This is a genomic window from Paracoccus hibiscisoli (assembly GCF_005048265.1).
GTDB lineage: Bacteria > Pseudomonadota > Alphaproteobacteria > Rhodobacterales > Rhodobacteraceae > Paracoccus > Paracoccus hibiscisoli.
The window spans coordinates 77,529-91,245 of the sequence record NZ_SUNH01000013.1; the positions used below are offsets into that span (position 1 = coordinate 77,529).

At 68.6% G+C, this 13,717-nt stretch carries 12 protein-coding genes; 6 read left to right on the forward strand and 6 right to left on the reverse strand.

What is annotated here, in order from left to right:
• Window positions 1–10: 10 nt before the first annotated feature.
• Window positions 11–472, reverse strand: a complete 462-nt coding sequence (locus tag FA740_RS10350) for a GatB/YqeY domain-containing protein (RefSeq protein WP_136856696.1) — start codon at window positions 470–472, stop codon at window positions 11–13.
• A 154-nt stretch (window positions 473–626) separates the two neighbouring features.
• On the opposite strand from FA740_RS10350, the gene carA reads away from it, so the two are divergent.
• Together carA and FA740_RS10360 are read left to right on the forward strand one after the other, a co-directional pair.
• The gene (gene carA, locus FA740_RS10355) at window positions 627–1,775 is read left to right on the forward strand and encodes a glutamine-hydrolyzing carbamoyl-phosphate synthase small subunit (protein ID WP_136856697.1); all 1,149 of its coding nucleotides are present in this window, start codon (window positions 627–629) and stop codon (window positions 1,773–1,775) included.
• A gap of 106 nt (window positions 1,776–1,881) precedes the next feature.
• Window positions 1,882–4,011: a glycosyltransferase gene (locus FA740_RS10360; protein WP_136856698.1), complete on the forward strand. Its 2,130-nt coding sequence runs from the start codon at window positions 1,882–1,884 to the stop codon at window positions 4,009–4,011.
• Between the two features lie 16 nt (window positions 4,012–4,027).
• On the opposite strand, the gene FA740_RS10365 is transcribed toward FA740_RS10360, so the two are convergent.
• Window positions 4,028–6,823, reverse strand: coding sequence for a [protein-PII] uridylyltransferase family protein (locus tag FA740_RS10365; RefSeq protein ID WP_136856699.1), 2,796 nt, complete (start codon window positions 6,821–6,823; stop codon window positions 4,028–4,030).
• Between the two features lie 205 nt (window positions 6,824–7,028).
• Here FA740_RS10365 and FA740_RS10370 point away from each other — a divergent pair, with 205 nt between their 5' ends.
• The 3 genes from FA740_RS10370 to ilvN all read left to right on the forward strand — a co-directional run bounded on the left by FA740_RS10370 (window position 7,029) and on the right by ilvN (window position 10,369).
• Entirely contained in the window at window positions 7,029–7,868 is an 840-nt protein-coding gene (locus tag FA740_RS10370) for an arginyltransferase (protein WP_136856700.1), read from the forward strand.
• A 160-nt stretch (window positions 7,869–8,028) separates the two neighbouring features.
• Entirely contained in the window at window positions 8,029–9,783 is a 1,755-nt protein-coding gene (locus FA740_RS10375; RefSeq protein WP_136856701.1) for an acetolactate synthase 3 large subunit, read from the forward strand.
• A 25-nt stretch (window positions 9,784–9,808) separates the two neighbouring features.
• Window positions 9,809–10,369, forward strand: a complete 561-nt coding sequence (gene ilvN / locus FA740_RS10380) for an acetolactate synthase small subunit (protein WP_136856702.1) — start codon at window positions 9,809–9,811, stop codon at window positions 10,367–10,369.
• A gap of 42 nt (window positions 10,370–10,411) precedes the next feature.
• Here ilvN and FA740_RS19895 read toward each other — a convergent pair whose 3' ends face one another.
• The 3 genes from FA740_RS19895 to FA740_RS10395 all read right to left on the reverse strand — a co-directional run bounded on the left by FA740_RS19895 (window position 10,412) and on the right by FA740_RS10395 (window position 13,017).
• Window positions 10,412–10,684 carry a hypothetical protein gene (locus tag FA740_RS19895; RefSeq protein WP_211243687.1) on the reverse strand — a complete coding sequence of 91 codons (273 nt, stop codon included), beginning with the start codon at window positions 10,682–10,684 and terminating at the stop codon, window positions 10,412–10,414.
• 282 nt (window positions 10,685–10,966) lie between these two features.
• On the reverse strand, window positions 10,967–12,241 hold the full coding sequence (locus tag FA740_RS10390; RefSeq protein WP_136856703.1) for a DUF2254 domain-containing protein: 1,275 nt from the start codon (window positions 12,239–12,241) through the stop codon (window positions 10,967–10,969).
• A 2-nt stretch (window positions 12,242–12,243) separates the two neighbouring features.
• Window positions 12,244–13,017 (reverse strand): M48 family metalloprotease, encoded by a 774-nt coding sequence (locus tag FA740_RS10395; RefSeq protein WP_136856704.1) that lies wholly within the window; start codon window positions 13,015–13,017, stop codon window positions 12,244–12,246.
• Between the two features lie 142 nt (window positions 13,018–13,159).
• Between FA740_RS10395 and FA740_RS10400 the strand changes: the two genes are divergently transcribed.
• The gene (locus FA740_RS10400) at window positions 13,160–13,405 is read left to right on the forward strand and encodes a hypothetical protein (protein WP_136856705.1); all 246 of its coding nucleotides are present in this window, start codon (window positions 13,160–13,162) and stop codon (window positions 13,403–13,405) included.
• Here FA740_RS10400 and FA740_RS10405 read toward each other — a convergent pair.
• Complete coding sequence (locus FA740_RS10405; RefSeq protein ID WP_246053578.1) at window positions 13,402–13,650, reverse strand: DUF167 domain-containing protein; 249 nt, start codon at window positions 13,648–13,650, stop codon at window positions 13,402–13,404. The two genes, FA740_RS10400 and FA740_RS10405, sit on opposite strands and share 4 nt — an antisense overlap.
• Between the last annotated feature and the right edge of the window lie 67 nt (window positions 13,651–13,717).

Genomic DNA, 13,717 nt, shown 5'->3' on the forward strand with positions numbered 1-13,717 from the left:
CGTGCGGGTTTCACGCCAGCAGGCGCGCCTTGACCGCGGGCCCCACGGCGCCGAAATCCATCTGCCCGGCGTGGCGCTCCTTCAGGGCGGCCATCACGCGGCCCATGTCGCGAATGCCCGATGCGCCCAGATCGGCGATGACCGCATCGATCGCGGCGGTCGTCTCGACCGCATTCATCTGGCGGGGCAGGAATTCCTGGATCACGCCGATCTCGTCCTGCTCGCGCGCGGCCAGCTCCAGGCGGCCGCCCTCCTCATAGGCCTTGGAGGATTCCTGGCGCTGCTTGACCATGCGCGACAGGATCAGCACCAGATCGCCCTCGGTCAGGGTGCCGTCGCCATCCCCGCCGCGTGCCGCGATCTCGCGGTCCTTGACGGCGGCGGCAATCAGGCGCAGCGTGGACAGGCGGGCGCTGTCGCGGGCCTTCATCGCCTCTTTGGTGGCGGCTTGCAGCTTGGCGCGCAGTTCCATGATCGTCTCCAACCCAGGGCGCGGGATGCGCCGGAAGATCGGGAATTTAGCCCCCCGCGCCGCACTGTTCAAGGACCGCCCCACGGCCAGGGCGGGTTGACCTTGGGACGCCCGCCCCCTATTCACCGGCTGATTTCACACCAGAGGTGCCGACATGGCTGCAAAACCGACCGCCTGCCTGGCGCTTGCCGACGGAACCGTCTTCTATGGGATGGGCTTCGGCGCTCCTGGCGAGGTTGTGGCCGAACTGGTCTTCAACACCGCCATGACCGGCTATCAGGAGATCATGACCGATCCCTCCTATGCCAGCCAGATCGTGACCTTCACCTTTCCCCATATCGGCAATACCGGCGTCACCGCCGAGGATGACGAGGCGCAGGACCCCGTCGCCAGCGGCATCGTCGTGCGGTGGGACCCGACCGAGCCGTCGAACTGGCGCAGCACGTCCGAGCTGACCGACTGGATGGCGCGGCGCGGCCGCATCGGCATCGGCGGTGTCGACACCCGCCGCCTGACCCGCGCGATCCGCCAGCAGGGCGCCCCGCATGTGGTGCTGGCCCATGACCCAGACGGCAATTTCGACATCGAGGCGATGATCGCCCGCGCCCGCGACTGGCAGGGCCTGGTGGGCCTGGACCTGGCCAAGGACGTCAGCTGCGCCCAGAGCTATCGGTGGGACGAGGGTGCGTGGCAATGGGGCGCGGGCTTCAGCACCGCCCCCCAGGACAAGCCCTTCAAGGTCGTGGCCCTGGATTACGGCGCGAAACGCAACATCCTGCGTTCGCTGGTGGCTTACGGCGCCGAGGTGACGGTGCTGCCCGCCTCCGCCACCGCCGAGGAGGTGATGGCCCACGAGCCCGAGGGCGTGTTCCTGTCCAACGGCCCCGGCGATCCGGCGGCGACCGGCGCCTATGCGGTGCCGATGATCAAGGACCTGCTGGCGCGCGACATGCCGATCTTTGGCATCTGCCTGGGCCACCAGATGCTGGCTCTGGCGCTTGGCGCCCGGACGGTCAAGATGAGCCACGGCCATCACGGCGCCAACCACCCGGTGCGCGACGTCGAGACCGGCAAGGTCGAGATCACCTCGATGAACCACGGTTTCGCCGTCGATTCGCAGAGCCTGCCCCGGGGCGTGATCGAGACCCATGTCAGCCTGTTCGACGGCAGCAATTGCGGCATCCGCATGGCCGACCGCCCGGTGTTTTCGGTCCAGCACCACCCCGAGGCCGCGCCCGGCCCCCAGGACAGCCTGTATCTGTTCCAGCGCTTCACCGATTCGATGCGCGCGCGCCGCGGTTGATCCCAAAAGCGCAGCACGGTCGGGTTTTTCCCGACCGTGCCCGGCCAAGTTAATCCTCTGTTAAGCTTTGCCGTGCCAAGAGGGGTCGTCCAACACGGAAGCGACCATGGCGCAGCTTGCCCCTCTGCCTCGGCCTGCCAACCTGCCCGATCTGGGCGGACGCGCGGTGGGGGGCGCAGTCCTGAGGGGCCCGACACTGGCCCCGCGCGATCAGCGGTCGTTGGGACAGATCCTGCTGGAGGACGGCGCCGTCGATCCCGGCGATCTGCTCAAGGCGACGGTGATCCAGGCCCGGTTGGGCGTGCGTCTGGGACAGGTTCTGCTGGCGCAAGGCATGGTCGAACCCGCGGCCCTGGCCCGCGCGCTGTCGCGGCAATGGCGCACCACTGCGATCGACCCCGACCAGACCCCCGCCGATCCGCGGCTTATCGACGTGGCCGAGGCGGGATTCTGTCTGACGCATGGCATCCTGCCCTGGCGGCGCATCGGCGGGGTCACCTGGATCGCGACCGCCCGCCCCGATGAATTCGCGGCCCTGCTGCCGCACCTGCCGGGGCAGTTCGGGCAAGTGCGCATGCTGCTGTGCAGCGAGGAGCAGGCCCAGGCCGGGGTCCTGAACTCGCGCCGCATCCGCCTGATCCGCGAGGCCGAGACCCGCGTTCCGGCCCGTGAGAGTTGCCGGACCCAGAACGCGGGCCGCACCGGCCGGATCGCGGTTCTGGCGGTGGCGCTGACGGGGACGGGCATCCTGCTGGCCCCGTCGCTGGTGGTGGGGCTGCTGACGCTGTGGGCGGTGCTGACGCTGCTGACGCAGAGCGGGCTGAAGCTGCTGTCCTTTCTGGCTGCGCGCCGGGCGGGGATCGAACAGCGCGACTTGGCGCTGGCCATCGCCCAAGGCCAAGCGGCCGCCCCGCGGATGGAGGCCGCGCTGCCGCTGATCTCGGTCATGGTGCCGCTGTTTCACGAGAACGACGTCGCGGGCAAGCTGGTCGCCCGTCTGGCGCGGCTGGAATACCCGCGCGAGCTGACCGATATCCTGCTGGTGATCGAGGCCAGCGACCAGATCACCGAGGCCGCCCTGCATGGCGTGCGCCTGCCGCACTGGATCCGCGTGGTGCGCGTTCCCGACGGCCCGATCAAGACCAAGCCCCGGGCGCTGAACTATGCGCTGAATTTCTGCCGCGGCCAGATCGTGGGCATCTGGGATGCCGAGGACCGGCCCGACCCCGACCAGCTGCACAAGGTCGCCCACCGCTTTCATTTCGCGCCCGCCGACGTGGCCTGCCTGCAGGGCGCGCTGGATTTCTACAACCCTCGCAGCAACTGGCTGGCGCGGTGCTTTACGGTCGAATATGCGGGCTGGTTCCGCATCCTGCTGCCCGGCGTGGCGCGATTGGGGCTGATCGTGCCCCTGGGCGGGACGACGCTGTTCTTTCGCCGGCCCCTGCTGGAAAAGGTCGGCGCGTGGGACGCCTGGAACGTGACCGAGGATGCCGATCTGGGCGTCCGCCTGGCCCGGCGCGGCCTGCGGACCGAGATCCTGGACACCACCACCGACGAGGAGGCCAACTGCCGCACCCTGCCCTGGATCAAGCAGCGGTCCCGCTGGCTCAAGGGCTACGCGATGACCTGGGCGGTTCACATGCGCGACCCCGCGGCCCTTTATCGCGATCTGGGCGCGTGGCGGTTCTGGGGCTTTCAGGTCCAGTTCTTTGGCGCACTGTCGCAATATCTGCTGGCCCCGATCCTGTGGAGCTTTTGGCTGCTGACATTCGGCCTGCCCCATCCGCTGCGCGAACCGCTGGAATCAAGCATCGGGGCCTGGGCCATCACCGGGCTGTTCGCGCTGTTCGTGACGTCCGAACTGCTCAGCATCTTCGTGGGCATGCGCGCCGTGCGGGGGTCCAAGCACCGCCATCTGCTGCCTTGGGTGCCCACGCTGCATTTCTACTATCCGCTCGGCTGCCTGGCGGGGTGGAAGGCGATCTACGAGGTCGTGGCGCGCCCGTTCTACTGGGACAAGACCGCGCACGGCCTATTCGTCGAAGCGGCCGAGCCCGCCGCCGAACCGCTGGCACCGGGGCTGGTGTCGATCCCGGTGCTGGGGCAGATCGGCGGCCGCTCTCTGGCCGAGGTCGCGGCCGAGCTGCAGCACAGTGCCAGCCACGCCCAGCCCGCCGATGAGCTGCTGTCGCGCCCCATGCCCCCCGCCGCCGACCGGGCCGCCAGCGGGTGATCCGCCCCCGCGGCGGTCAGTCGAGCGCCAGACCCAGGCCCGCCCGGATGATGGCCTGCGCCTCATGGACCTGGTCGGCCAGGCGGTCGCGCAGGGCCTGGGGTGTCTCGGCCTCGACCTCGCGCAGCAGGAAATCCTGGCCGCCCCGCCCAATCTCATCCATGTCCAGCGGGCGCTCGGTCAGCAGCCGCGTGGCCGCATGCAGCCGCCATTGCGCCCGCCACAGCGACGACAGGCGCTCGGCCTGGGGGGCGGTCAGCAGGCCCGCGCGCCGACCCGCGCGCAGCTGCGCCAGCGTCGAACGCGCCGGATCGCCCGCCCGCAGCGCGCAGCTCTGCGCCAGCAGGTCGATGTCCTGCAGCCGCCCCGCCCCCTGCCGCGCATCGAAGGGTCCGTCCGGGCGCTTGGCGGCGAACAGGCGGTCGCGCATCTGCACCGTGTCGGGCAGGACCCGCGCATCGGTCCCGCGCGCGGTCAGGATCTGGGTCCGCAAGGTCTCGATCCGGGCGGCCAGGGCGGCGGCGTCGGCACCCGCATGGGCGACGCAGCGGGCGCGGGTCAGGGCCAGATGCTCCCAGGTCCAGGCCTCGGTCAACTGATAGGCCTCGAAGCTGTGGATCGAGGTGGCGACCGGCCCCTGCCGCCCCGAGGGGCGCAGCCGCATGTCGACCTCATAGAGACGGCCCTCAGCGGTGGGTGCGGACAGCGCCGTGACCATCGCCTGCGTCAGCCGCGCGTAATAGGGCCGCGCGGCCAGCGGGCGCGGCCCGTCGGATGCCTCGGCCCCGCCCGCGTCATAGATCACGATCAGATCCAGGTCCGAGGCCGCGTTCAGCACCCGCGCACCCAGGGAGCCCATGCCCATCACCACCGCACCGCGACCCGGTGGCGGCCCGTGGCGGCGCGCGAAATCGGCGGCCGTGACCGGGAACAGCCCGGCCACGCAGGCCCCCGCCAGATCGGCATACTGGACAGCGGCCTCCTCGGCGCCGATCAGGCCGCGCAGGTGATGCACGCCGATGCGGAACTGCCATTCATGCGCCCATCGCCGCGCCGCATCCAGCGCGCGCTCATAGCCGCCGCCGGGCTGGGTCAGCGCGCGCTCCAGCGCCCGCCCCAGTTCGGCGGTCAGCGCCGCCTCTCCGGGCCAGGGGTCGAAGAAGCTGCCGGCCAGCACCCCGTCCAGAACCGCCGGATGGCGCGCCAGATAGGCCGCAAGCGCCGGCGCGGTGCCGCAGATGTCCACGATCAGGTCGATCAGCTGGGGGTTGGCCTCGAACAGGGAAAACAGCTGCACCCCCGCAGGCAGGCCCGACAGAAAGCTGTCAAAGCGGGCCAGCGCCTCGGCCGGGTGGCCGGCGCGGGCCATGCGCGACAGCAGCGGGGCCTCGATCCGCCGAAAGATCTGGCGCGCCCGGTCGGACCGCAACGCCGGATAGGCCTGCCAGCCCTGGATGATCGCGCGCGATTCGTCGGACAGCTCGGGCAGGTCGTCGGTGGGCGCGTTGGGGGCAAAGAACCGCTCGGTCAGGGCATGGACCCGCTCCAGCCGCGATTTCAGGCGGGCGCACCAGGCCTGGGGGTCGGCCTCGCCCGACAGGGCCGCGATGACGCGTAGCGCGCCGTCATCCTTGGGCAGGCTGTGGGTCTGGGCGTCGTTCACCATCTGGATGCGATGCTCGATATCGCGATGCTCGCGGTAATGGGCGGTCAGCTCCTCCGCGACGTCCTGGGGCACCCAGCCCTTGGCGGCCAGCGCGGCCAGCCCGCCCACCGTGTCGCGGGCGCGCAGGTCGCGGTCGCGCCCGCCCGCGATCAGCTGGCGGGTCTGGGTGAAGAACTCGATCTCGCGGATGCCGCCCTGACCCAGCTTGAGGTTGTGGCCCGCCACCTCCAGCCGCCCGCCCAGACCCTTGTGGTCGCGGATGCGCAGCCGCATGTCATGGGCGTCCTGGATGGCCGCGAAATCCAGGTGCTTACGCCAGACGAATGGGCGCAGCTCTCGCAGGAACCGCTCGCCCGCCGCGATATCGCCGGCCGCCGCGCGGGCCTTGATAAAGGCCGCGCGTTCCCAGGTCCGCCCCTCGGCCTCGTAATAGGCCAGGGCCGCGGCGGTCGAGATGCAGACCGGCGTCACCGCCGCATCAGGCCGCAGGCGCAGATCGGTGCGAAAGACATAGCCGTGATCGGTCACGTCCGACAGGGTCGCGGCCATCCGGCGCGTGGCGCGGATCAGCGCGGCGCGGGCCTCCATCTGCGCGTCGGCGGCATAGGCGGTCTCATCGAACAGCACGATCAGGTCGATATCCGAGCTGTAGTTCAGCTCTCGCGCGCCGCCCTTGCCCATGGCCAGCGCAAAGATCCCGCCCGCATCGGCGTCGGTCTGGGGCAGCTTGCCGCGCCGGATCTCGGTCGAGACATGGGCGCGCAGCGCCAGATCGACCGCGCGGTCGGCCAGATCGGACAGCGCGCCGGTCACCTGCTCCAGCGGCCAGACACCGCCCAGATCGGCCAGCGCCGCCTGAAGCGCCACCCGCCGTTTCGCGCGGCGCAGCGCGATGCCCAGGGGCTCGGCCTCCAGCGCCTCGAGGCCCGCGGTCTCGCGCGCGACAACATCGTCATGCGCCAGCGCGCCGGGCAGCCAATCGGCCTCGGCGCGCAGCAGCCCGGCCAGATAGGGGCTGGAGCCGGCGGCGCCCCCGATTAGGTCGCGCAGCCGGTCCGGCAGGTCGGGAAACAGGCCCGCGACATCCGCCGCGCGGGCGGGATCGGCAGGCAGCGGCAGGCGGGTGATGCGGGATGAAAAGCTCATGCGCGCCACCTTAGAGGGCGCCGTGTCCCAGTCAACGCAACCCCGCCATGCGCGACGGTGCCGTCCGTTAAACATGACGTTTTCCGTGCTTGGCCTGTCGCAGAAACGTTGCTAGGCTTCGCCGCATTCCTGACCGTTGCAACGGAAACCTCAGCGCCCGCATGACCAGCCGCGATCTGACCAGATGCTGCAAGGGGCGCACCTGATGCGCCATACGCTGCCCCATGCGCCGCAATTCTATGTGACGGCCCCCCAGCCCTGCCCGTATCTGCACGGGCGGGCCGAACGAAAGCTGTTCACCGCGCTGCAGGGCGACAACGCCGCCGACCTGAACAACGCCCTGTCGCGGCAGGGCTTTCGTCGGTCGCAGAACGTGCTCTACCGGCCCAGCTGCGAAAGCTGTGTGGCCTGCATGTCGGCCCGCATCCGGGTGGCCGATTTCCATCCCTCGCGCACGCAGCGGCGCGTAACGGCCCGCAACGGCGCGCTGCGCCGCGTCGCCACCAGTGCCTGGGCCACCGAGGAGCAGTTCGAGCTGTTCCGCCGCTATCTGGACAGCCGCCACGCCGATGGCGGCATGGCCGACATGGACATCTTCGAATTCGCCGCGATGATCGAGGAAACCCCGGTCAAGACGCGCGTCATCGAATATCGCTGCCTGGATGACGCGATCCCCGAGCTGGCGGCGGGCGACGACCATCTGGCGGGGGTCTGCCTGACCGACGTGCTGGATGACGGGCTGAGCCTAGTCTACAGCTTTTACAACCCGCTGCTGCGCCCGGCCAGCATGGGCACCTATATCATTCTGGACCATATCGAGATCGCGCGCGCGGCGGGCCTGCCCTATGTCTATCTGGGCTATTGGGTGCCCGGCAGCCGCAAGATGGACTACAAGGCCCGCTTTGGCGCGCTGGAGATATACAAGGGTGGCGTCTGGCAGGATATCGGCGACCCCGAGGCCCATTCGAACGAGGCGCATCCCCTGTCCGTCGATCCCATCGTCGAACAGGTGGCCCGAATCGCGCTGCCGCAATTCGACCGATAGCGCCGGACAGTTCGCGAAACAAAGTTTCAAATAGGCGCCTGCCTGCGTCACTTTCTCCACCAAATGCCATTGACGCTGTCCGGGCGTGACCCTAGGTTGCGCCGACGCCGGGTCGGGAAAGGTCCGTCCGGCGGGTATTTTTGATGGATGGAGCAAGACGATGTCCCGAACAATGACGGGTGCGAGAATGGTGGTCGAGGCGCTGCGCGATCAGGGCGTCGATACCGTATTCGGCTATCCGGGCGGGGCCGTCCTACCCATCTATGACGAGATCTTTCAGCAGAACGACATCACCCACGTCCTGGTCCGCCACGAACAGGGCGCCGTCCATATGGCCGAGGGCTATGCCCGCGCCACTGGCAAACCCGGGGTCGTGCTGGTCACGTCCGGGCCCGGCGCCACGAACGCGGTCACCGGCCTGACCGATGCGCTGCTGGATTCGATCCCGCTGGTCGTGCTGTCGGGGCAGGTCCCGACCTTCATGATCGGCACCGACGGGTTCCAGGAGGCCGACACCGTCGGCATCACGCGTCCCTGCACCAAGCACAATTGGCTGGTCAAGGATACGGACAAGCTGGCGGCCACGATCCACAAGGGCTTTCACGTGGCGACCTCGGGCCGCCCGGGTCCGGTGCTGATCGACATTCCCAAGGACGTGCAGTTCGCGACCGGCACCTATGTCGGCCCCAAGCAGGTCGACAATGGCCGCTACAACCCCACGAAGAAGGGCGATCTGGCCGCGATCACGCGCCTGGTTGAGCTGATGGAACACGCCGAGCGTCCGATCCTGTATACGGGCGGTGGGGTCATCAACTCTGGTCCCGGTGCCAGCCAGCTCTTGCGCGAACTGGCCGAGGGGACGGGCTTTCCGGTCACCTCGACCCTGATGGGGCTGGGCTGCTATCCGGCATCGGGCGACAAGTGGCTGGGCATGCTGGGCATGCACGGCACCTACGAGGCCAATCTGGCGATGCATGGCTGCGACCTGATGATCAATATCGGCGCGCGCTTCGACGACCGGATCACCGGGCGGATCGCGGATTTCAGCCCCGGTTCGGTCAAGGCGCATATCGACATCGATCCGTCGTCCATCAACAAGGTCGTGCGCGTCGACGTGCCGATCGTCGGCGATGTGGGCCATGTCCTGGAGGACCTGCTGAAAGTCTGGAAGTCGCGCGGCCGCAAGGTCAACAGCCCGGCGCTCAAGCAGTGGTGGGGCCAGATCGAGGAATGGCGGGCGCGCAAATGTCTGGCGTATCGCCCCAGCAGCACGATCATCAAGCCGCAGCACGCGTTGGAGCGGCTGGAGGCACTGACCAAGAATCACGACCGCTACATCACGACCGAGGTCGGCCAGCACCAGATGTGGGCCGCGCAATATCTGGGCTTTGAGGGGCCGAACCGCTGGATGACGTCCGGGGGGCTGGGCACGATGGGCTATGGCCTGCCGGCGTCGATCGGCGTGCAGATGGCCCATCCCGAGGCGCTGGTGATCAACGTCGCGGGCGATGCCAGCTGGCTGATGAACATGCAGGAGATGGGCACCGCGGTGCAGTTCCGCCTGCCGGTCAAGCAGTTCATCCTGAACAACGAACGCCTTGGCATGGTCCGCCAGTGGCAGCAGCTGCTGCATGGCGAACGCTACAGCCAGTCCTGGTCGGACAGCCTGCCCGATTTCGTCAAGCTGGCCGAGGCCTTCGGCTGCAAGGGCGCGCAGGTGCGCGACCCCAAGGATCTGGACGCCGCGATCCAGCAGATGCTGGATTATGACGGCCCCTTCATCCTGGACGTGCTGGTCGAGAAGCACGAGAACTGCTTCCCGATGATCCCGTCCGGCAAGCCGCATAACGAGATGCTGCTGGGCGAGGCCGAGACGCAGGGCGTGATCGAATCCGAAGGCGCGGTGCTGGTCTGAGACCGGCCGGAGAAAGGGCAGAACCATGAACGCTTTGAACATCCAGAAGGGCATGTCCAGCCATTCGGCCTATGACCTGCGCGATCCGCATGCGCCGCGCGAGGAGCGCCACACCCTGGCCGTCCTGGTCGAGAACGAGCCGGGCGTCCTGGCCCGCGTGATCGGCCTGTTCGCGGGCCGCGGCTATAACATCGACAGCCTGACCGTGGCCGAGGTGGACCATACCGGCCACCGCTCGCGCATCACGGTGGTGACGCGCGGCACCCCGGAGGTGATCGAGCAGATCAAGGCACAGCTGGGCCGCATCGTGGTCGTGCACGAGGTCCACGACCTGACGGTCGAGGGTCCGGTGGTGGAACGCGAGCTGGGCCTGTTCAAGGTGCGCGGCACTGGCGAAAAGCGAGTCGAGGCCCTGCGCATTGCCGAGATCTTTCGCGCCAATGTGGTCGATTCGACGCTGGAAAGCTTTGTGTTCGAACTGGTCGGCACGCCGTCCAAGCTGGAGGCCTTTGCCGATCTGATGCGGCCTCTGGGGCTGAACGATCTGGCGCGCACCGGCGTTGCGGCTCTGTCGCGCGGCGTCTGATCACGACCGGCATCAGCCCTTTCGGGGCTGGTGCCAGCACGCTCAGCAGGCGGCGCCGCTGCGGGGCTGAGTATAGGGAAAGGCACGGCGCGCCGGGGCCTTTGAGGCGGTCGGGCCTTGCGGCATCAGATCCTGCTGGGCCACGACGCGCAGGGCGGGCCGGTCCGGCGCCTCAGCCTCGGCCAATATCCGGGGGATCTGCGGGCAGCTCTGTTCGGACAGCATGGACACGTTCAGCGCATGGCGCAGATTGCCCACGGTCCGCGTCTCCAGTTCGACCAGATCGCCCGGTTGCGGCCATTCGCCAGGCCCCATGAAATTGGCTTGCCCTTGCAGATACGCCAGGGTCGCCTGATCTTCGCACCAGATGATCGCTTTTTCACGCGACCCACTGCTCCATACGACAACCCCGATCATGGGCGCCCCTCTATCAGAACGGCGCCGCTGCGCCATATCGTGTCAATTCAAACAATTCTTTTTGTGCGAACCTGTTCCGACTAAAGCAGAAATCCGCCGACATGCCAGCATTTTTCTTTCAAGAGTGGAATTTTCTTTCATCTGCAGGTTGATGCGTGACCGGATGGGCACAACCGGTTTTCAGATGGCGGCAACCTGCGCGGACAACGCGCATATCTCTGCTTTTTCACATTCCAGAACAAGGGCTTGACTGGAATACGCGACGCAATCCTTGGTTAGCGCCCGGGCCGGGTCGCCATGCACCGCGGGGGAAATTCGCGCCAGGGCCAGCAGGCAGGTCTGCAGGGCGCGGTGCACCTCGACCACCCCTGCCCCGTCGCGGGCCAGCGGCAACAGGCTGGCGCGCAGGATCTCGTCCACGGTGATGCTGCGCACATAGAGACGCGGAAAGGACACCTCTGGCTGGGCCTGCTCGGTCCATTCGGACAGGACCCGCAGGATACGCTGGATCACGGCCACCGCCGTGCCGGGGTCGTTGACCGCCGGGGACAGGGCGCGCTGGCCGATCTCGGACAGGACGACAAAGCCGAATCGGGGGTCCTGATCAAAGCTGCGCTGCGCCCGCAGGCTGAAGCATTCGGTCAGCTGACCTATCAGCGCGGTGGCCTCATCGGGATCGTCAGGCAGCCCGTCGACATGCAGCAAGGTGCAGGCGGGATGCACGAAATCGCCCGGCGTGGCCGTGATATAGAGGATCAGACCGGCCTTGTCCGCCAGATCGGACAGGCCCTGCATGTCGCAGTTCTGGACATGCCCGGCCTGGGGCGGCGGCACCGGCGTGCTGTCCGCCGGTGGCGGGCCGTCCAGGGGGTTGGCGCCCATCCAGGGCGATTCGCGGCGCAGGCGCAGCGCGGTGGCCGTGGCGGTCTCGACCCGGGTCAGGTTGTCGCCGATCAGGCCCAGCGCTGCCAGGCGGTTGATCCAGCGCAGCAGGGACAGGATCACGATCAGGATCACCAGCAGCGTCACGACGAACAGCACCACACGCCCGCCGCCGCCATAGAGTTCGGTCTTGAGCATGATCAGCCCGACCAGGCTGAACACGAAGGCGCCCATGAAGGTCGCCAGAACCGTCTGGCTGACCCCGTCATTGGCCAGCAGTTGCACCGCCCGCGGGGTCGAACCCGCGCTGGCCGTCGCATAGGCCGCCGTCAGGATCGACAGCGAGAAGGTCGTGACCGTCAGCATGGACGAGGCCACGATCTCCAGGATGGGCTCGATCGCGTCGGCGCCGATCTGGCCGGCCAGCGCGTCGGGGATCTGGCCCCGCACCACAAAGCCCAGGGCCGCCGTCAGCAGGCCCAGCCCCGCGAATGCCGCGACCCGGACCCACAGCGTCCGCGTGATCTCGATCAGGCGCCAGCGCAGACGGCCGACGCCGCGATGGGCTGCCACGGCTAGCGGACCCGGCCGGCCTGGACATCCGCCACGGCGCGGCGGACCTGCGCCAGGCGTTGCGCGCGCGCCGGGTGGGTGCCCAGGACGTGGTTGCCGGGGTCGGGGATGCGCTGGAACAGGCCAGAGCCGTTGATCGGGTCATAGCCCGCGTTCATGGTGATGATCGCGCCCAGGTAATCGGCCTCCAGCTCCCATTCCTTGGAATAGTAGCGCGCGCCGACCGAGGCCCCGATCTCTTGCGCGCGGGCGATGGCGCTGGTGTCGCCGCCATAGGCGGAGGCCAGACTGCCCAGAACGACCGCCGCCGCGGTGGCCGCGCCGGATTTGCGGTCAAGGTGGTTCAGGATGTGATGCGCGGCCTCGTGGCCCACGACAAAGGCGATCTCATCGGGGTTGCGGGTCTGGGCGATCAGCGACAGGGTGAAACCGACCACGGGCCGCCCGTTGCGGTCCACGGTCTGAAAAGCGTTCGGCTCCAGCCCCGGGCGGTCATCCACGACAAAGATGAAATCGCAGCTGATCGGCGCGGTGCGGCGGGTCAGGCAGTCCTGGCGGACGGCGGGTTCCATCCGGCGCATCACCTGGACAAAGCTGCGCGCCGCGCCGTCGGGCGTGGCCGCGTGCGGGGCGGATGGCGCGGGCAGGGCCGGACCCTGGACGGGGGCCTGGGCCACCGGCGGGGCGACCGGCGCGGGCATCGGTGCGCAGCCTGCCACGGCCAGCGTCACCGCGACCCATCCCGCCAGCCAGCCCCGCCCGATGATCTGTCCCATATGTTCCGCCCTGTTCCGCTGCCCGCATCGGGGCGCACCGCTTGTCACGCGCAGTTTAACCCCTGCCGATGCCGCGTAAACCCCGACTGCTTGCCGCAGCCGCGCTTTCACGCGATTGTCGGGTCACCCCAAGGAGATTCGGATGTTCACCATCGAGCACGACTTTGACGCGACCGTGATCACCCTGATCGACGAGGCCGACCCCGGCACCCGCCCCCTGACCGAGGACGTGGTGATCCTGGGGTTCGACGACCGGGTGATCCTGGAACAGATGAGCGACGACGGAGAGGAGGTCGTGCGCATCACCCTGTCGATGCACCAGCTGACCGAGCTGCGCCTGGCGCTGAACCTGCCCGAAGGCAATTACCGCATCGACAAGAAGGTCTAGTCCAGCCGCACCACCTTGTCGCGGGCCGTATGGCCGCGGATCACGGTCAGCCGCGATGGCGCGACCTTCAGCGCGCGGGCCAGCAGGCGCAGGACGGCGCGGGTGGCGCGCCCGTCCTCGGGCGGGTCGGTGACGTGGATGCGCAGCAGACAGCCCTCGACCGTGATGGCATTGCGCCGCGCGCGGGGCGTCACGCGCAGGGTCAGGACGGCGCCCGGTCGGGCCAGATGGGTCAGGTCGGTCACGCGCTGTTGCTGCCCCGCCCCGGCCCCTGGCGCAAGGCCCCGCCTTGAAGACCGCCCGCGCATCTGA